The 19,304-nt window shown below is 67.6% G+C and carries 16 protein-coding genes; 3 read left to right on the forward strand and 13 right to left on the reverse strand.

What is annotated here, in order from left to right:
- The first annotated feature begins 91 nt into the window (after positions 1-91).
- Positions 92-1,036 carry an AraC family transcriptional regulator gene (locus tag WS95_RS16525; protein ID WP_034208785.1) on the forward strand — a complete coding sequence of 315 codons (945 nt, stop codon included), beginning with the start codon at positions 92-94 and terminating at the stop codon, positions 1,034-1,036.
- Between the two features lie 23 nt (positions 1,037-1,059).
- Here the strand turns inward: WS95_RS16525 and WS95_RS16530 are convergent, their stop codons facing one another.
- From WS95_RS16530 to argB, 13 genes are all read right to left on the reverse strand, one after another.
- Positions 1,060-2,112: a M48 family metallopeptidase gene (locus tag WS95_RS16530; RefSeq protein WP_034208679.1), complete on the reverse strand. Its 1,053-nt coding sequence runs from the start codon at positions 2,110-2,112 to the stop codon at positions 1,060-1,062.
- Entirely contained in the window at positions 2,102-3,523 is a 1,422-nt protein-coding gene (locus WS95_RS16535; protein WP_059780759.1) for an AmpG family muropeptide MFS transporter, read from the reverse strand. Before WS95_RS16535 ends, WS95_RS16530 begins: the two co-directional genes overlap by 11 nt.
- Before the next feature lie 116 nt (positions 3,524-3,639).
- A complete protein-coding gene (metW, locus tag WS95_RS16540; protein WP_034208677.1) occupies positions 3,640-4,248 on the reverse strand; it encodes a methionine biosynthesis protein MetW in 609 nt (202 codons plus the stop codon).
- Entirely contained in the window at positions 4,245-5,390 is a 1,146-nt protein-coding gene (metX, locus tag WS95_RS16545) for a homoserine O-succinyltransferase MetX (RefSeq protein WP_034208676.1), read from the reverse strand. The genes metW and metX overlap by 4 nt, the downstream gene beginning before the upstream one ends.
- 339 nt (positions 5,391-5,729) lie before the next feature.
- Positions 5,730-8,630: an autotransporter family protein gene (locus tag WS95_RS16550; RefSeq protein ID WP_082746936.1), complete on the reverse strand. Its 2,901-nt coding sequence runs from the start codon at positions 8,628-8,630 to the stop codon at positions 5,730-5,732.
- Between the two features lie 71 nt (positions 8,631-8,701).
- Positions 8,702-9,253 (reverse strand): hypothetical protein, encoded by a 552-nt coding sequence (locus WS95_RS34850; protein ID WP_179950203.1) that lies wholly within the window; start codon positions 9,251-9,253, stop codon positions 8,702-8,704.
- 120 nt (positions 9,254-9,373) lie between these two features.
- Entirely contained in the window at positions 9,374-9,922 is a 549-nt protein-coding gene (locus WS95_RS16555; RefSeq protein ID WP_034208675.1) for a fimbrial protein, read from the reverse strand.
- Positions 9,923-10,220: 298 nt separating this feature from the next.
- Entirely contained in the window at positions 10,221-12,848 is a 2,628-nt protein-coding gene (locus WS95_RS16560) for a fimbria/pilus outer membrane usher protein (protein WP_257139819.1), read from the reverse strand.
- Between the two features lie 138 nt (positions 12,849-12,986).
- The gene (locus tag WS95_RS16565; RefSeq protein ID WP_052100363.1) at positions 12,987-13,751 is read right to left on the reverse strand and encodes a fimbrial biogenesis chaperone; all 765 of its coding nucleotides are present in this window, start codon (positions 13,749-13,751) and stop codon (positions 12,987-12,989) included.
- 104 nt (positions 13,752-13,855) lie between these two features.
- Positions 13,856-14,398, reverse strand: a complete 543-nt coding sequence (locus WS95_RS16570) for a fimbrial protein (protein ID WP_034208674.1) — start codon at positions 14,396-14,398, stop codon at positions 13,856-13,858.
- A gap of 543 nt (positions 14,399-14,941) precedes the next feature.
- Positions 14,942-15,619, reverse strand: coding sequence for a nucleoid occlusion factor SlmA (gene slmA / locus WS95_RS16575; RefSeq protein ID WP_034208673.1), 678 nt, complete (start codon positions 15,617-15,619; stop codon positions 14,942-14,944).
- Entirely contained in the window at positions 15,586-16,377 is a 792-nt protein-coding gene (locus WS95_RS16580) for an HAD-IA family hydrolase (protein WP_059824693.1), read from the reverse strand. The genes slmA and WS95_RS16580 overlap by 34 nt, the downstream gene beginning before the upstream one ends.
- On the reverse strand, positions 16,374-17,273 hold the full coding sequence (gene argB, locus WS95_RS16585) for an acetylglutamate kinase (protein WP_006490510.1): 900 nt from the start codon (positions 17,271-17,273) through the stop codon (positions 16,374-16,376). Before argB ends, WS95_RS16580 begins: the two co-directional genes overlap by 4 nt.
- Before the next feature lie 294 nt (positions 17,274-17,567).
- On the opposite strand from argB, the gene WS95_RS16590 reads away from it, so the two are divergent.
- Complete coding sequence (locus tag WS95_RS16590) at positions 17,568-17,792, forward strand: cysteine-rich CWC family protein (protein ID WP_034208671.1); 225 nt, start codon at positions 17,568-17,570, stop codon at positions 17,790-17,792.
- Positions 17,793-17,882: 90 nt separating this feature from the next.
- Positions 17,883-19,301 carry an ATP-binding protein gene (locus WS95_RS16595; protein WP_059500584.1) on the forward strand — a complete coding sequence of 473 codons (1,419 nt, stop codon included), beginning with the start codon at positions 17,883-17,885 and terminating at the stop codon, positions 19,299-19,301.
- Positions 19,302-19,304: the final 3 nt, after the last annotated feature.

The following is a 19,304-nucleotide window of genomic DNA, read 5'->3' on the forward strand; positions in this document are numbered from 1 at the left end:
ATTCCTCTCGAATTGCCTGCGAACAGCCGTCAAAATGCGTTCGCGGTGCTACATTGCGAGCCAGATTCTCTTGCACGACAGGACGACGCCGATGAGCTTCCAGCCCCTTTTCGACGACTCGGGCGACCGTGTGCGGCGCCGCATGATCGAGCTGCATTCACGCCTCGCGCCGAATGAAGGCGATACGCTGGCGGCGCTCGACGGCGTGCGCTTCATTCGCGTGAGCCGTCCGGTGCCGCGCATGCCGGTGCTGTACGAACCGAGCATCGTCGTCGTGTGCCAGGGCCGCAAGCTCGGTTATCTCGGCGATCGCTCGTTCGTCTACGACGCGCAGCAGTATCTGGTGCTGTCGGTGCCGCTGCCGTTCGAGTGCGAAACCTTCGCGACCATGGACGAGCCGTTTCTCGCGATCTCGATCCGCGTCGATCTCGCGGTGATCGCCGAACTCGCGATCCTGCTCGACGAGACGCTCGGCGCCGCGGTCAGCGAGCCGCACGGCGTCTATTCGACGCCGCTCGATGCGCCGCTCGCCGACGCGGTGGTGCGCCTGCTCGAAACACTCGCGTCGCCGCACGACACGCGCGTGCTCGGGCCCGCGATCATGCGCGAGATCGCGTACCGCGTGCTGACCGGCGCGCAGGGCGACGCGATTCGTGCGGCGCTCGTCCAGCAGCATCATTTCGGCCGCGTCGCGAAGGCGCTGCGCCGCATTCATGCGGACCTGAAGGCCGATCTCGACGTCGAGACGCTCGCGCGCGAGGCCGGGATGAGCGTCGCGGTGTTCCACGCGCAGTTCAAGCACGTGACGGCGACGTCGCCGATGCAGTACGTGAAGGCCGCGCGGCTGCACCAGGCGCGGCTGATGATGGTGCAGGACGGTGTCGGTGCGGGTGCGGCGGCCGCGCGGGTCGGCTATGCGAGCGCGTCGCAGTTCAGCCGCGAGTTCAAGCGGCTGTTCGGCCGCAGCCCCGGAGACGAAGTGCGCTGGATGCGCGACAGCGGCGTGCGCCCGGCGATGGCCGACGTGGACGCGTAGCGTTCGCCGTTTCGCTCGGCGGCTCAGCGCCGCACGATCTTGCGCCGCTGTGCGCTGATGCCCGCGTAGTCGGGCAGCGATTCGACGCGTTTGCCCGTCGCCTTCGCGTACAGCGGCATCAGGTCCGGCAGCCGATTCAGCAGATCCTGGCGGCGCGCGCTGCTGTACGGGTGCGTGTAGATGAAGCCCGACGCCTTGTTCGCGCGCGTCGCGACCGCGAGCTTGTCCCACAGCGTGATCGCCGCGCGCGGATCGAAGCCCGCGCGTGCGGCGATGTCGCCGCCGATCACGTCGGCCTCGGTCTCGTCGGTCGGATCGTAGTGGAGCGACTGCAGGCGCTCGCCGAGGTTCAGCGCCTGCGGCAGCGGATCGCCGACGCCGAACAGCGGCGGCAGCGCGGCCGCGCGCAGCGACGTCTGCGAGGTCATGCTGAAATTGCTGCGCGCGTGTTCGCGCAGCGCATGCGCGATGCCGTGCGCGAGCAGCACGCCGAGCTCGTCGTCGTTCAGGCGCACGCGCTCGAGCATGCCGCCGTACACGAGCACCTTGCCGCCCGGCAGGCAGGTCAGGCGGATGTCGCGCGAGCGAATCGCGTTGACGTCCCACGCCCAGCTTTTCACGCGGTCGTTCCACTTCACCGAATACGGCGCGAGCTTCGCGACGATCGCGCGCAGCCGCTTCACGCGCGGCTGGTTCGCGGGCAGCAGGCGATTGCTGTCGGCGGCCGTCTGCACGATCTGCGCATATTCGTTCGCGGTGAGTTGTTCGAGCAGCGGTGACGGGATCAGCGTGCGGAACGCGATCGCGTTGCCGTAGCGGACCTGCTGCGGCGTCGGCGTATAGGCTTTCGCCGGCACCGCGGCGCCGGTCGGCTGCGCGCCTTCCGCGGCGGACGGCGCAACGGGCGCGGCGGACGTGGCCGGGGCGGGCGGCGTCGCCTGCGCTGCGGCCGGCGCGGAACCCGCTGCCGTCGCGCCGGTGTCGGTCGCGTGCGCGAGCGTCGCGGCGAGCGCCGCGGCGCCGACGCTCAGCGAAGCCGCCGCGTGTGCGAGGCGATGCAGGCGGTTACCGCGCACGGCTGGCCTCGCCGTTGCGTGCGGTACCGTTCCACGGCGCGATCCTGAACAGCAGCAGCATGCCGGGAATCGCAAGCGCGGTACACACGATGAAGTAGTCGTACCAGCCGATCTTCGCGACGACGAAGCCGCTCGCGGCCGATGCGAGCGTGCGCGGCACCGACGCGAGGCTCGTGAACAGCGCGAACTGCGTGGCCGTATAGCGCGGGTCGGTCGTGCTCGCGATGTACGCGACGAACGCGGCCATCGTCAGGCCGGTCGTGAAGGTTTCGAAGCCGTAGACGAGCGCGAGCGCGACCGTCATCGGGCTGAATTGCGGCGCGACGGCGATGCCGAACACCGACAGCGCGGCCGCGATCGCATGGCTCGTCGACATCGTGAAGTCGTACAGCACCGCCAGCACCGGCGAGCCGGGGCCGAGCTGCGCGAGCCACGCGAAGCCGAGTGTCGACACCATCTGCAGCGCGCCGAAGATCCACAGCCCGCGGCCGATGCCGATCCTCACGAGCCAGATGCCGCCGATGATGCCGCCGGCGACGCTCGCGACGAGCGCGGTGGTCTTCGCGACGATGCCGATCTCGGTGCGCGTGAAGCCGATGTCGAGGAAGAACGACGTCGACAGCGTGGTGGCCATCGTGTCGCCGATCTTGAACAGGAAGATGAACGCGATGACGAGCAGCGCGCCGGCCCAGCCGTCGCGCTGGATGAATTCGCGGAACGGCAGCACGATCGCATCGCGCAGGTTGCGCGGCGGCGCGCCGACCACTTCCGGCTCGCGCACGACGAGCGTCATCAGGATGCCCGGCAGCATGAACGCGCCGGTGATCGCGAACACGGCGTCCCACGGCAGGTGGTCCGACAGGATCAGCGCGAGCGAGCCGGGGATCAGCGCGGCGAGCTTGTACGCGTTCACGTGCACCGCGTTGCCGAGCCCCTGCTCGGTGTCGCGCAGCAACTCGCGGCGATACGCGTCGATCACGACGTCGGCGCTCGCGCCGAAGAACGCGACGAGCGTCGTGAGCGCGGCGACCGTCCAGATCGAGTCGCGCGGCGACACGAAGCCGAGTGCGGCGATCGCGCCCGCGACCAGCAACTGCGTGAGCAGCAGCCAGCCGCGCCGACGGCCCGGCCGCCAGCCGGGCAGGTGCGGGACGTAGCGGTCCATCAGCGGCGCCCACAGGAACTTCCACGTATACGGGAACTGGATCAGCGCGAACAGGCCGATTTCCTTCAGGTTCACGCCCTCGGAGCGCAGCCATGCCTGCACGAGGTAGACGAGCGTGAAGAGGGGCAGCCCCGACGTGAAGCCCAGGAACACGCAGATCAGCATGTGCGTGTTCAGATAGGCGCGCCAGCCGGGGTGATCCTCGTGAGCGGTGAGTGCGGGCGCCTCGTGTGGCGTTTTCGACATGGAATGGAACTGGGTAGCGTTGACTGATGGCGGCGGCAGCGCAGGCGGCGCGGACGGCGCAGGAGGGGCGGCCGCGCACGCGGGCGGGCCGGATCTTCCGTCAACGGCTCCCCGGCTCAGCTGCGCTTGACGCGATAGACAGCAAGACTACCACGCCAGTTCGCTCCCCATCGAATCGGCTGGCCTTCGTGCAGCACGACGCGGTCGAGGATCGTGACGCCGACCTCGGGCGCGAGCGCCTCGAAATCCTTGATCGTCAGCACCCGCACGTTCGGCGTGTTGTGCCACTGGTACGGCAGCGATTTCGACACCGGCATGCGGCCCTGCAGCACCGACAGCCGGTGCGACCAGTAGCCGAAGTTCGGGAACGACACGATGCACTCGCGGCCGACGCGCGCCGTTTCGCGCAGGATCGCGGCCGTCTGGTGGATCGTCTGCAGCGTCTGCGACAGGATCGCGATGTCGAAGCTGTGATCCTCGAACAGGCGCAGGCCGTCCTCGAGGTTCTGCTGGATCACGTTGATGCCGTTCTTCGCGCTGGCGAGCACGCCCGCGTCGTTCAGCTCGATGCCGTAGCCGGTGACGTCCAGCTCCTCCATCAGCAGCGCCAGCAGCGAGCCGTCGCCGCAGCCGAGATCGAGCACGGTCGAGCGCGGCTCGACCCAGCGGGCGATCGTGCGGAAGTCCGCGCGCGCGGACAGGGAATTCAGCGCTTGCTGGTTCATGCTCCCACCTCGAGGGCGATTCGTTCGTAATACGCACGGATCAGGTTGTGATAGCGCGCGTCGTCGAGCAGGAACGCGTCGTGGCCGTGCGGCGCATCGATTTCCGCGTAGCTGACCGTGCGCTTGTTGTCGAGCAGCGCCTTCACGATCTCGCGCGAGCGCGCCGGCGCGAAACGCCAGTCGGTCGAGAAGCTCGCGATCAGGTATTTCGCCTGCGTGTGCGCGAGCGCGGCCGTCAGGTTGCCGTCGAACGCCTTCGCCGGGTCGAAGTAATCGAGCGCGCGCGTGATCAGCAGGTAGGTGTTCGCGTCGAAGTAGTCGGCGAACTTGTCGCCCTGGTAGCGCAGGTACGACTCGACCTCGAATTCGACGTCGAAGCTGAAGTTGTACGCGTCGAGCGCGCCGTCCGCACGGCGCAGCGCACGGCCGAATTTCTCGGCCATGTCGTCGTCCGACAGGTAGGTGATGTGACCGATCATCCGCGCGACGCGCAGACCGCGCTTCGGCTTCACGTCGTGTGCGTAGTAGTCGCCGCCGTGGAAATCGGGATCGGACAGGATCGCCGAGCGCGCGACTTCGTTGAACGCGATGTTCTGCGCGGACAGCTTCGGCGTCGACGCGATGTCGATGCAGTGCGCGACGCGCTCCGGATACATCAGGCTCCATGCGAGCGCCTGCATCCCGCCGAGGCTGCCGCCCATCACCGCGGCGAAGCGCTCGATGCCGAACGCATCGGCGACACGCGCCTGCGCGTGCACCCAGTCCTCGACGGTGACGACCGGGAAGCGCGCGCCGTACGGCTTGCCGGTCGACGGATCGATGCTCATCGGGCCGGTCGAGCCGAAACACGAGCCGAGGTTGTTCACGCCGATCACGAAGAAGCGGTTGGTGTCGAGCGGTTTGCCCGGCCCGACCATGTTGTCCCACCAGCCGGTGCTGCGCGGATCGTCCGCGTAGACGCCGGCGACGTGATGCGACGCGTTCAGCGCGTGGCAGACGAGCACCGCGTTCGAGCGCGCGGCATTGAGCTCGCCGTACGTTTCGACGACGAGCTGATAGTTGCCGAGCGCGCTGCCGCTTTGCAAGCGCAGCGGTTCGGCGAAATGCATGGTCTGTGGAGCGACGATGCCGATCGATTCCATTCGTTCCGCCTTATGACTGGGCGGCTAAACGGTGTCGGCGAGGCGCGGAGTCGGAGATGCGCGGCTGACGACCTCTTTAGCCGCATTTGTAGTGAACCGCCGGGACGAAGACGAAACCTGGGCCCCGGCCGGTTCGCGCGCCCGCAATCGAGTCAGCAAATCGGCGCGCTTCCGACCTGCCGCCACCGGGCGGCAAGTCGGCAAAGTATAGCGGAAATTGCGCGGAACGCCGATTCGGGCGCGCGAGGGGCGCTCGTCGGCCCCGTGTCGACGCCGGGCCGGCGAGAGGCGGCGCCTGGCCGTCGTCGGCATGAAGCGGGAAGCCGGGACCGTGCCGCGTCACCAGCGGTACTTCGCCGCCAACTCGCCCTTGACCACCGCATAGTCGGACAGGTTCGCTTCCACGCCGAACCCGGCCGAGATCGCGAAGCGCTTCGACAACTGGCCTGTCGCACCGATGCGGAACGCCGCACGATCGCGCGGCACACTGAACGAGAACGCGTTGCGATCGAGCGTCAGTGATCGCGAGCCGGGGCCATGCCACCAGTTCGCCTCGACGAACGGCCGCAACTCGCGCCCGGACGGCATCGCGGTCACGCCGTGCACGCGCACGCCGAGCCGGGTCAGCACGTCGGTCGAGCCCTGCCCGTCGAGACGGCCGCCCGGTGTGTCGTGCGCGGCCGCGTGATAGTCGGACACGACGAGTTGCGCCTCGGGCTCGACGAAGAACCGCGAATCGCCGCGTTCGTAGAACGGGATCGAATAGCCGGTCTCCACCGATCCCGTCACGGTGCGAGAGCGGTACGAATCGCCGGCGAGGCTGCCGCCGACGCTGTTCGCGTACGCGCCGTACATGACCCACGTATCGACGTACGGGCCGGACAGGATGTCGCGATTGCCGTACCACGTGCCGTACAGCCCGACGTTGTAGCCCGCGACGCTGCCGCGCGCGGTGGCGTCGGCCATGCGGTGCGTCGCCGCGTTCCACAGCGGGCGGGTCGACCAGCTCGTCTGGCTGCCGTACATGCCCATCGCGCCGACGCGCAGGCTGCCGCCGCGGCCATCGTCGAAGCGGAACAGGTCGGCGCCCGCGTGGATCAGGCGGCCGTTGCCGGACACGCTGCGCGCGCCGCCGGACATCGACGTGAACTGGCCTTCGGCGCGCAGCCACACTGCGCCGTCGAGCGGGCCCGACGTCGAGCCGGCGGTGCGCAGCGTGCGGTCCTCGCGTTGATGCAGGCTGTGGATCGCCATCATCGCGGCCGCGTCGGCGTTCGCCAGATACGCGTCGGGTTCCGGCGCGACGGCGCGCGACGGAGGCGACGGGGGCGATGGCGTCGTCTCCGGCGAGTTGCCGTCGTTGCCCTCTGGCGGCAGCGGTGGCTCAGGCGGCCGAGGCGGTTCGGGCTTCGCGGCCGAAACGAGATACCAGTCTTCCGCTTGGCCGCCGTGCCCGCCGCGCGCGAGCATGTAGTCGTAGCCGCCGGCCGACAGCGTGCAGAAACCTTGACGGTAGCCGTCCGACGACGCGTCGAGCGCGAATGCCGACGTATCCGTTGTGCCGCCATTGCGCGTTTCGACGACCGGAATGCCGATCGTGGTCTGCGCGCCGTCGCCGCCGGCGTGCTTGACGACGATGTTCGTGTTGCCCGACGCATGGCCACCGTCGATCACGAGCTTGTCGGTCGGCGACGCATCGTCGCTCAACGTCGTACGGATCAGCAGCTTGCCGTTGTGTGCCGCGTAGTCGCCGTTGACGACGAGCCTGCGTGGAGCGCCTGGGACATCCGGAGGCGTGAACGCGATCGTCGAGTCGTTCAGCGCGACGGATGCGACCGTGGAATTCGCGGTGACGAACCATAGACTGTCGGCGTCGAGCGACAGCGCGCGCACGGCGTCGGTTGCGCCGGCCCATACGGCGGCGCGAGACAGCGCGACGTCGGTGACCGCGTGCGTCGCGCTGCCGTCCTCGGTCGGAAGGTTCACGATGTCGCCCTCCGCCTGCGAGCCCGTATCGAGCGTCAGGCGTACGGGTGCGCCGGATTCCGCGTCCACCGCCAGCAGCGTGCCGTTGCCGCCTGAGATGCGCGTGCCGTTGCGCAGCGAAATGACGGCCTCGGACGCGTCGATCGCGCTGTGCTGCGTGCTGACGAGCGTGCTGCCGTCGGCCGTCAGCGTGCCGCCGTGGACGCTTGCGGCCGACGCGCCGGCGCCGGTCGCGAGCACGTCGGCGCGCTGCAGGTCGATCGTGCCATTGACGATGGCACGCAGCGCGGCGGCACGCTTGCCGTGGGTCTCGACGCTCGTGTCGGCGAGGGAGACGAGGGCGCCCGTACCGCCCGCGTACACGCCGAAGGCGCGCTCGCCGCTCGTCGCGATGCCGCCGCGCGTCATTGCGATCCGGCCGCCGTTGAGCGCGAGTACGCCCGCCGAGCGTTCGCCGGTTGTCGTCACGCGCGTATCGATCGCGTCCACGACCGGTGTGTCCGCATACTCCTTCGATGCGTAGAGTCCGTGCGAACTGGTGCCGTGGGTGACGACGTTCGTGCGCGCGAGTTCGACATGACCCTCGCGCGTATCCACGCCGAGCGCGGCATAGCCGTCGGTTTCCAGGTGCGAGTCGCCGAATGTGACCGAGGAAGCTCCCGGCAGAAACAGGGCCGACGCATAGTTTCCGGCGGTACGGATGTCGGTGCGGCTGAGGGCGGCGCGTGCGCCGTCATAGCTGATGCCGAGGCCGTAGGCGAAGTCGCCGCCGGTGCGGATCAGCGTGCGTGCGACGTCGATCGTGCCGCCCGGCACGCCGGTCGCGATGATGCCGTATGCTTCCTTGCCGCGCGTCACGATCACGCTGTCGTCGATGTCGAACCGGCTGTTGCGGTCGGCGAGGGAGACGCCGTGCCCGTAGGCTTGATCGGTATCGATGGAGATGCGTTCCGCGGACACGCTGGCGCCGACGCGGGCCTCGATACCGGCGCTGGAACTTCGCGTCCGGATTTCCGTGTCCCGCAGTTCGATGCGCGAGCCGGCCCCCCATGCCGAGGCACCCGGTGCGGCGTGGCCGGTCGAGAACAGGCGCGTTTTGCCGGTGGTGACCAGCAGGCCGCCGTTGATGGCCGTCAGTACGGGCTGGCCATGCCCGGTCGTCGAGTAGTCGCCCGGCACAAGTTCCAGCACGGTGCCGTCCGCCCTCTGCGGGCCGCCGCCGCTGACCTGGGCCGATGACGGCAAGGGCATCATCGCGCCGGCGAGCAGCGCGGAGTGCGCGATACGCCGGCGGGCGCGCGCTAGAAAAAATGGAAATCCGTCGTTCACCCGTTCACCTCGATTGCACTTGAATGGGTGAAAATTAAACCGATCAGGTGATGCGCGAAATTGGACGAGTTCGAATTTTGCAGTCTGTTCGATCGCACGACCTCATCGTCTTCGCCGGAAGTGCGGCGACGGGGCGGGATTCGTGCACAAGCATGAGCTCCGGCGGGAGGTAGCCAATGGGCCCATGCGACTACTGGTGGCTCATCGGGAACGTCGCGACACCCTTGACCGTTCCGGCGGAAACCGGGCCAGTCGCGATGTATTGCGCACGCAGTGGAATATTGGTCGTCGTCGGGCGCCCTGCCGACGTACCACTGGTTCGGATTGCCGGCCACGCGCGAATCGGGACCGTAGCCTACCGGCGAGCCGTTTCGGAGAATGTGCAGTTTTACGCCTTTTGCGGTGGAGGCGGGGGCCAGCGTCAACTGATCACTCGTGTTGGCGGGGGCGGTCAGGTCGGTGAGCGTCACATACAGGCTCGCGCCGGACTGACATTTCAGGCCGATGTTGAAGCCCGTGTCGCCTGTGGCGGCGCCGATGGAATCCAACTGACGCGTGACGGATCCCGTGGATTCGCGATTCGCGAAAAACAAGCGCGACGCGCGGGCCGCAGTGTGCCCGCGCGCCAGGAGACGATCCGGCGCGCGTGGTGCGCGCCGGCGTGTCGATTACTGATACATGATCGAGTACATCACCGACGTATTCACCGTACCCGCCGATGCACCGCCACCCACGGCGACGTATTGCGCGTAGTAAGGCAGCGTGGCCGACCCGTTCGCCAGATCAACGGGGATCGAGTTTTCCTGCGCCTTGCCGAGATTGATCTGGCTGTAATCGGAACCGTTGAGCAGGGTGATCTCGATGTTCTTCGCCGTACCCGACGCGTTGAACAGCTGGCCGGTCGTCGAGTTGACGGTCGTGCCTGCCTCGAAGTGGGTGTAGACCTTGCCCGAGGCCGGCGCGCAGTTCTTCAGGCCGATGTTGAATGCCGTGCGGCCTGCGGTCGAGCCGCCGACGCCGAGTGCACTCGTCGAGACCTTCGGCATCTGGACCGTGAAGTCCTTGCCGCCGCCGGCGCCGTTGCCCTCGATCGTGCACGTCTGCGTGCCGACCGCGCCGGTGACAGTGATCGTGCCGTCGGCTGCGTGTGCCATCGTCGGCAGTGCGGCGGCGGCGGCCACGGTCAGTGCTGCGATGCTGGAGAATGCGAGTTTCATATCAATTCCTGTAGGACGTGAGGCAATAAACAAACGGATTCCGTCTTCGCGGCACCTGCATGTCGTAGCCGACGATGCGGGGATACGGGACTTCCTCCAACGATTGTCTTTCGATCTTCAACTGCTCTGGACTGCGAATCGAAAGACGATTGAGGCCGGCGGCTAGGCGACGGCCTGTCGGAAAGCGGCCAGCATGCTCCTGGAATGGCAGGACGCTCTCCGCGATGCTTGTGTCGAGATCATTCGGCGGCTTCGCTCGACGAAGCCGTACGTGCACGTCGACGGCCCGACCTTGCGCTCAATCACCATCTGGCACGGCCGCGGTAATCGGGCCATCCGATTGGCCGACCTTCGGTACGCCGTAGTCGCAAACCGCCTCGGCCCGCTCGTATCCGAGCGCTTTGTTCGATGCCGTCGGCAGGCGGTAGGTGAGCGAGCAGACGTCGGTCGCGCGGTTACCCCATTTCGCGGTCAACGCACTGTCGTTCTCCAGACCGCGGACGAACAACGCGCCGCCCTGGCCGACCATCCCGATCGTCTTGCCTTGCGCATCGGTCACGACGCTCCCGAACGGCACGGTCGCGCCGTTGGGCTGACGAATGGTCAGCAGTGCCGCGCGCCCGCTCACCGTCGCAAACTTGATCTTCACCACGGAGTTGGCGCGCGGCGCGATCTGCTCGCTCGTCGATTGCATTTCGACATCCAGCGGAATGCCCTTCGGGTCGAGCTCGATCGTGTTCATCTGGTACGGGGTGAGGTACGGCAATACCGCATAGCCGCGCCCGTCGATCTTCACGTCCGTACCGTTCATCACGCGTGCGCCCTTCGCGCCCTTGGCCTCGATGATCGCGACCGTGTCGCCGAGATCGTTCGCGAGCGTGACGCCGCCCGCGTGGGCGACCAGCGCGCCGGACATGCCCGCGGACACGCTCGAATAACCCTTGCCGCCGCTGGCGCTGCCAGAGAAAGAGGCATACGGGCTGCGGTACTGTGCGTTGCCGCCGCCGCTTGTCGAGCCGGACGCATGGCTCGCGTTGACACCGTAGGAGAACGCGTGGGTCTCGCCGAGCGTGCCGGTCAGCGACATCTGCTGGGACGTGCCGCTTTGGTTGTCGCGTGCGATGCTCGTACTCAAAGTCGGCGCGTGCGTGCGGCGGCCGAGCGGGACCGACAGGTTCGCGAACACCTGATTCGACAACTGGCCCGTGTAGCCGTCGCGTTGCCGTGAGACCGACACGTTGTAGCTCAGGTTGACCCCGAACACGCGCATGCTGTTGTTGTAGCCGAGCTGGAATTGCGTCGTCGTACCGTGACGGTTCCAGTAATTGACCGACGATCCCACCGCGTACACGCTGCCGCGCGCTTCGCCGAGATCCTGGTTCAGCGTCAGCTGGACCTGGTTGCGCTGGCGGTACACGTCGTTCGGATCGCGGTTCGACGCCGCTTCCTGGCGGGCGTACAGCGCGTCGCGCATTCCCCAGTAGCCGCTCGACGAGTAGCGGTAAGCCGCGACCGCGATGTTGGTGCCGGTCGTTTCAAGGAACTTGCTGTAGCTCACCCGAACGCTTTGCCCGCTCGTGGACCGCGCACCGGGAATATTTGCGTTGGCCTGCGTGACGTCGACCGCGATCGCGCCGATCCGAGTGTTGAACGCGGCGCCGACGAGGCCGGCGAGGTAGTTTTCCGCGACGATCGCGCCGACATAGCCGGTGATCAGGTTACTGATGCCGCGCTGATAGGTGCCCTGCACGAAATTCGGATGGCGATCCAGCTGGGATTCGCGTACCTGTCCGAGCGCGACGCTGTAGCGCGAGACGCCCGGGCGCAGCGACTGCGCGACCGCCGCATACGGCACCGTGAAGCTGTTCTTGTGCCCGTCGGCTTCGGTCACGGTGATGAGCAGGTCGCCGCCGTAGCCGGTCGGGTACAGGTCGTCGATCTGGAACGGCCCTGGCGCGACCGACGTTTCGTACAGCACGTTGCCGTGCTGCGATACCTGGACATGCGCATTGCTCGCCGCCACGCCGCGGATCAGCGGCGCGTAGCCGCGCATCGAATCCGGGAGCATCCGATCGTCGGTGGCAAGCGTGATGCCGCGCATGCCGATGCTGTCGAGCAGCGAGCCGTCGGTATACGCCTCGCCGATCTTCAACTGGCTGCGCCATGCCGGCAGATCGCGCTGAACGTACGTGTTCATGCTCTGGTAGCGACTGTCGCCACGCGATTGCGCGGTATAGGTGCCGTTGTGCCGGAAATGCCAGTTCCCGATGTTCACGCCGCCGACGAGGCCGAGGTACCCCTGCGTGCTTTCGTAGCCCGACGACGAATTGCGGAACACGTTCGCGTCGTAGCGCAGCGTCGCGGACGGCACGCCCGAGTCCCACAGCTCGGGGCTGACGTAGCCGCGCGGATTGCGCAATACAGCCGCCTGCGGAATGCTCACGTTGAGGCGGAATTCGGACATGTCGAATTCATACGAGGCTTCGTCGACCAGCTTCGCGACGTCCGTGCATGTACCGTCTGCCTGCACGCGCGCCAGTTCGGCGCGCCCGGGGGCGGTCAGTGCCTGGTCGTCCAGGCCGAGCCGGGCGACCAGGCCGCGATCGAAGCACGGCTTGGCGCTCGCCACACCCGCTTCCGCGCTGAACCGCACGGTCGAACGGCCGCGCCAGTCCCCGTTCACATAGAGGTCGACCAGATAGTCGCCCGGCGGGACCGGACTGCCTTTGGAGAAGCGCTCGAGGTCGAGCTGCTGCCCGCGCGGCTTCATCATCAACGTGTCGTTGAAGTGAACCTGGGCGACCGTGTAGCCCCCCGCCGGGCCGGTTTGCGTGTCCGCCGCGCGGACCTCGACGCCCCAACTGGCAAGTGCCGCAAGCACGCACAGGTAGCCCGGCTTGAGCGCTACTCGCCCGATGGCCGGCAACGGCGCTATTCGATGATTCGCTCGCATGAATTAAACATTTTGATGCCGCATCGTCATAACGCGAGCGACGGTTTTCCTGCGGCGATGCGATCGCCGCTTCTTCGGTCCTTTCGGGATGTATCGGGCTAGGCGGCTGCCTCAGCGCGTTGGCTTCGGTGCGTAGCGGCCTTCGACGCCGGCGCCGTAATCGTTGAGAAATGTGTAATCGACCTGAATCGGCCCGGTGGGCGCCGACGGCACGTTGCCGACATCGAATTGCGCGGTCGATTTCGGATCGACCATGCCGCCCTGGTCGTTGGTCCAACTTGTGCTGCCGGCCTTGACGGCCAGCTTGCTGAACGTCACGTGGTACGGCGTCGGATTGTTCGCTTCCAGCACGTAGCCGCCACCGGGCTTCGGTGCGAAATGCCAGCTCACCTTTTCGGCCGATTCGTCGGCGACGCCCTGCAGCGAAGCTGGGCGGAAGAACAGCTTGATGCGCGAACGGAACGCGAGTTGCAACAGATTCGGCGCGTCGGGGTTGTCGGCCATCTGGGGTGGAACGTCGAGCACGTTCAGCCAGTACAGCGTCTCCCTGTCTTGCGCCAGCGGCTCTTGCGTATAGATCAGCCGCAGGCTCTGCCCTTTCTTCGGATCGAGGCGGAACAGCGGCGGCGTCACCGTGAACGGGACTTTCGTGTCGTCCGGCAGCGCATTTGCATTGCCGTCGTCCACCCAGCCCTGCACGAGCGACGGTCGATCGCCGTCATTGGTCAGCTTGACCGTGACTTCGCGTTCCTTTTCCGGATACACGACGCGCGTACCGCTGATCACGACGCTCGCATCCGCCGCCGCCGGGCCGAGCAGCGACGCGGCCAGCATCGCGCCGGTCGCACCGATGCGCCAGTTTTTCCGTCTGTTCATCGCTGATTTCTCCCTGGTTTGAACATCGAAGGCATGCGCTTGCATACCTCGTCGGCCCGGATCCGCGATCCGCCGCGAATCCGGGCTGCCGGACCGAGTCCGCGTTACTGGTAGGCGATCGAATACATGACCGACGTGTTCACGGTGCCAGCCGTGGCCGCGCCGCCCATTGCGACGTACTGCGCCGCGTATTCGAGTTCGGCCGAGCCGCCCGTGATCGCGACCACCTGCGAGTTTTGCTGAGCTTGTGCGGCGCCGAGCTTGATGCTCGAGCCGTTCTTGTTCAGCAGGCCGATCTCGACGTTCTTCGCCGTGCCCGTTGCATTCAGCAAATTGCCGGTGCCGGCGTTCACGGTCGTGCCCGGCTCGAAGTACACCGAGACGTTGCCCGAGCCGCCCGTGCAGTTGGTCAGAGAGAGCTTGAAGGGCTTGCGGCCGGCCGTCGTGCCCGTCGAGGACAGCGCGGACGTCGACACGGTGGGCAGGTCCACGGTGAAATCCTTGCCGCCGCCGTTGCCCGAGATCGAGCAGGTTTGCGACGTGATTTCACCCATGAACGTGATCGTGCCGTCTGCTGCGTGGGCCGACGACGCCGCGGTGACGAGCCCCGCTGTTGCCAGCAAAATGGAGAGTGCTTTCTTGGACATGTAAGTACCTGTTTGAAATGGTCTTGCGTCGAAAGACGACGCACCGACGTTTCCTTCGCGCTGTCGCCGACCACTGGAGCGCGTGCCGAAAGCAGCGGTGGGAAACAGCCCACATTGTTTCCAAGTAAGCAGTTTGAAAAAATTGGACGATGCTGAAGGTGACGTGGAATTGACTAGTACGCGTACTAATTTTCTTCAGATAGCGTCAACCCGACGGAATACGATTGCAACCGTTACAAGGATTTGACGTTGTCGAATCCGTATGCGGCGTGATGTCCGGACGGGGCGATCGGCGCAAGTGATCCGGACTACGAAATGTTTGCCGTGCCCGGGCGTGGTACGGAAAAGGTATCGACGGTGCTTTCCATTAGCAGAACGTATCGTCTGCGACTGCGCCAAGGGCCCGGCGGCGAATCCGGCGTGGCTTTGCGTGGTGAATCGGCGATACAGGGCGCGGGCCGGGCGTGCCGACACCCGCCCGGAGGCGGCACGCCCGTCAATCTGCGCGCCGGCGGGCGCCGGCGCAGGCCGTGCGCGGGAACGTTACTGCAGAATCAGGCGCAGATGCGCATCGGCCTGTTCGCCGGGCGCGTGCGCGAAGCCGCTGCGCTCGAAGCGATGCCAGCAGCCGATCACGTAGCTGACGAGCAGGCTCGCCCGCACGGCCGGATCGTAATCGCCGGGCAGCGGCACCGCATGGGCGCCATCGCTGCCGCCGTCGCGGCGCGCGCGCGCGTCGAGCAGCGCGACGCGCAGGCTCTGCTTCACGGTCGCCTCGATCCGCTCGAGTATCCGGTCGACCCGTTCGGCGAGCCGTTCGTGCTCGCCGACCAGCGCCTCGCCCGTCAGTACGCGTGTCATCCCGGGGTTCTTCGCGGCGAAACCGAGCAGCATCAACGCGATCGCGCGTGCCTGCATGACGCCGTCGGGCTCTTTCGCGGCGATCTGGTTGATCAGCCGGAAGACGGTTTCCTCGATGAATTCGATCAGGCCCTCGAACATCTGGGCCTTGCTGGAGAAGTGGCGATAGAGTGCCGCCTCCGACAGGTCGAGCCGCGCCGCGAGCGCGGCCGTCGTGATCTTCTCGCGCTTCGGCGCCTCGAGCATCGACGCGAGCGTCTGCAGGATGTGCACGCGGCGCTCGCCCGGTTTCGGGCGGGCGCGGCCGGCGACGGTGTGGTCTTCGGTTACGGCTTGGTCCTGCGGGTGAGTCGGCTGCATTTTTGTCGCCCCGATCGAGTGCCCAGTCGCAGCGATTTTAACGAACGAATGCGCTGGTCGACGTAATGCGGCCGGCCCGTGTTCGGCAAATGGCTCGGGAGGTGGCCCGTGATCCATACCGTGCCGACGCCGAGGCGCTTGTAGCGCTTGAGGTGGCTGCGCGTGTCCTCGACGAGAATCGCGTCTGCCAGCCGTGCATGCGCGGCGCGCAGCGTCCGGCGCAGCATCGCGTGGTCGGGCTTCGCGCGCCACGTGCGGCGGTCGCGCATGTGCTCGATCGCGATCACGCGCTCGAACAGCCGCTCGATGCGCAGTTCGCGCAGCACCGCGCGCGCGTAGTTCTCCGGTGCGTTGGTCAGCACCAGCTTGCGACCCGGCAGCGCGGCGACGATGCGCGCGAGGCCGCGCTCGGCGCGCACCATCGCGGGCAGGTCGGAAAACGTGTGGACCACGCGCAGGAAGTCGTGCGGATCGATCGGGTGATGGCGCGTGAGGCCGAGCAGCGCGGCGCCGTAGCGCGCGGTGTAGCCGGTGCGCAGGCGGTCGGCTTCGGCGCGCTCGACCTGCAGCGCGTCGACGATGTATTGCGTCATCGCACGGTTGATCTCGGGAAAGATCGCGTGCGACGCGTGATGAAGCGTGTTGTCGAGATCGAACAGCCAGACCGGCGCGCCAGCGCGCGGCCGGTGGCGCGAGATGCGCCGGCGCCGCAGCGGAGCCGGCAGGTCGGGATTGGCTGGCGGGCGGCGGGCGCTCAATGCGAGCGGATCATCGTGCCGAACGGCTGCTCGGTCAGGATTTCCAGCAGCACCGAATGCTCGATCCGGCCGTCGACGATGTGCACCGACTTCACGCCGCTCTTCGCGGCGTCGAGCGCCGACGAGATCTTCGGCAGCATGCCGCCGGAGATCGTGCCGTCCTCGAACAGCGCATCGATCTCGCGTGCGGACAGATCGGTCAGCAGGTTGCCGTCCTTGTCCATCACGCCCGGGATGTTGGTCATCATCAGCAGCTTCTCGGCGTTCAGCACGGTCGCGAGCTTGCCCGCGACGAGATCGGCGTTGATGTTGTACGACAGGCCGTCTTCGCCGAAGCCGATCGGCGAGATCACCGGAATGAACGCGTCGTCCTGCAGCGCCTTCACGACCGCCGGGTTGATCGCCTCGACTTCGCCGACCTGGCCGATGTCGATGTACTGGCCCGGGTTGTCGCGGTCCGGCATCAGCAGCTTGCGCGCGTGGATCAGGCCGCCGTCCTTGCCCGTCAGGCCCACCGCATGGCCGCCGAAGTGGTTGATCAGCATCACGATGTCCTGCTGCACTTCGCCGCCGAGCACCCATTCGACGACTTCCATCGTCTCTTCGTCGGTGACGCGCATGCCCTGGATGAAGGTGCCGGCCTTGCCGATCTTCTTCAGCGCGTGATCGATCTGCGGGCCGCCGCCGTGGACGATCACCGGGTTGATGCCGACCAGTTTCAGCAGGATCACGTCGCGCGCGAAGCCCTGCTTGAGCCGCTCTTCCGTCATCGCGTTGCCGCCGTATTTGATGACCACGGTCTTGCCGTGGTAGCGACGGATGTACGGCAGCGCCTCCGCGAGGATTTCTGCTTTCAGCGTGGGGGCGATCTGCGAGAGGTCGATGGGCTCGGACATGGCGGCGGCTCTGGCTGGGAACGGTTGAAACAGGGCGAATTGTACAGGAGTGGCGCAGCGCAGCATCGGGTTTTTGGGCCGGCCGGAACACCGGCGGCGCGGCGCGGCATCGCACGCGGCGGCCCGCCGGCTATGGCGCGGCACGATTCGGGGCGCCGTCGCGCGGCGGGCGTCGGCGGGCGGGCGCGCATGCGTTGGCGGCCGACCGCGGCCGGGCGGCCGGCGTGCAAAATTCAGCCGCCGCGCTATGCTTGTCGCGTGGGGCGACGTCCCGCCCGCTTCCGCGATTGCGCCATGACCGATTCCGCCGCCGACGCCCGTTCCGTCCCGCGCCGTGCGCGCTGCCCGCACTGCGGGCGCGGCTTCGACTGCGGCGCGCACACGCAGCCGTTCGACTGCTGGTGCGCGTCGATGCCGATGCTGCCCGGCGGCACGCCGCCCGCGGCCGGTGCGCGGTGCCGATGCCCCGAGTGTCTGGCCGACGAGATCGCGCAGCGCATGGCCGGCGAGGCCGGTTGACGCGACTCGCCGCGCACGCGTGCCGCCCGTTCGCACGCGCGGATCCGGCCCCGCTAGGGGCGCCGGGCGCTAAACGGGTAAACTGCCCGGATGCAACGAATCACCACCACCGGGCGCGTCAACCTCAGTCACCTGTTCTGGCTCCGCAATCTCGCGATCATCGGCCAGCTCGTGACGATCGGCGTCGTGCAGACCTATTTCGGCGTCCATTTGCCGCTGCCGGCGATGCTGATGGTCATCGCGCTCGAAATCGTTTTCAACGCGCTGACCTGGGTGCGCGTGCTGCGCGCGCGGCCCGAGACCAATTTCGAGCTGCTCGGCCAGCTGTGGGTCGACCTCGGCGCGCTGTCCGCGCTGCTGTTCCTGTCGGGCGGCACGACCAATCCGTTCGTGTCGCTGTACCTGCCGTCGCTCGCGATCGCGGCGGCCGTGCTGCCGTGGCACCTGATGATCTGGCTCGCGGCGTTCGCGGTCGCGTGCTACGCGGCGCTGGGCTTCGATTCGGTGCCGCTCAACATGGACAACCCGGCGAACCTGTTCGATTACTACCGGACCGGCATGTGGGCGAACTTCATGGTCAGCGTCGGGCTGATCGCGTGGTTCGTCGCGCGCATGTCGAATGCGCTGCGCCAGCGCGACGCGGCGCTCGGCGAGGCGCAGCAGCACCTGCTGCGTGACGAGCGGGCCGTCGCGCTCGGCGTGCAGGCCGCCACCGTCGCGCACGAAATGGGCACACCGCTGTCGACGATCGCGATGCTCGCCGAGGAGTTGCGCGACGCGGCGCGCGCCGATCCGGGGCTGGCGCGCTACGAGGCCGACCTGAAGGTGCTCGAGGAACAGATGACGCTCTGCACGTCGGCGCTCGCGCGCCTGCGCAGCCGCGCGAGCGCGCCGGCGAGCCGCCAGCCGGTGGACGACTGGCTCGACACGTTCGTCGAGCACTGGCGTCTGCGGCATCCGCACGTGCAGTTCGAGCTGCTCGGTGCGCGCCCGTCGGGCGTCGCGCTCGACGATACGGTCGCGGCCGGCCAGATCCTGACGATCCTGCTCGACAACGCCGCGCGCGCGAGCCCGCAGCGCGTGACGCTCGCCGCGAAGGTCGCGCACGACCGCGCGACCGACGAAATCGAATTCGAGGTATGCGACGACGGGCCCGGCATTCCGGCCGCGCTGCGCGAATCGCTCGGCGCGATGCCGGTCGACAGCACGCAGGGCGGGCACGGCGTCGGCCTGTATCTCGCGTTCAGTGCGGCCGCGCGGCTGGGCGGCGAGATCGAACTGTCCGATGTCGCGCCGCGTGCGGCCGGCGGCAACGGCCGGGCGGCAGGTGCGGCGAATGGCCACGCGGCGGCCGCATCGGGACAACGCACGGGTGCACGTGCGGCCGAACGGCCAGCCGGCACGCCGGACGGCCGACCGGCCGGCGCCGCGGCCGGGCGCGGCACGCGGGCCGTGCTGCGCCTGCCGGTCGCGCGTGTCGCGATGCCGGCTGCCTCAACCAACACGTAGACG

Source organism: Burkholderia sp. MSMB1826 (assembly GCF_001526325.1).
In the GTDB taxonomy this organism is placed as follows: domain Bacteria; phylum Pseudomonadota; class Gammaproteobacteria; order Burkholderiales; family Burkholderiaceae; genus Burkholderia.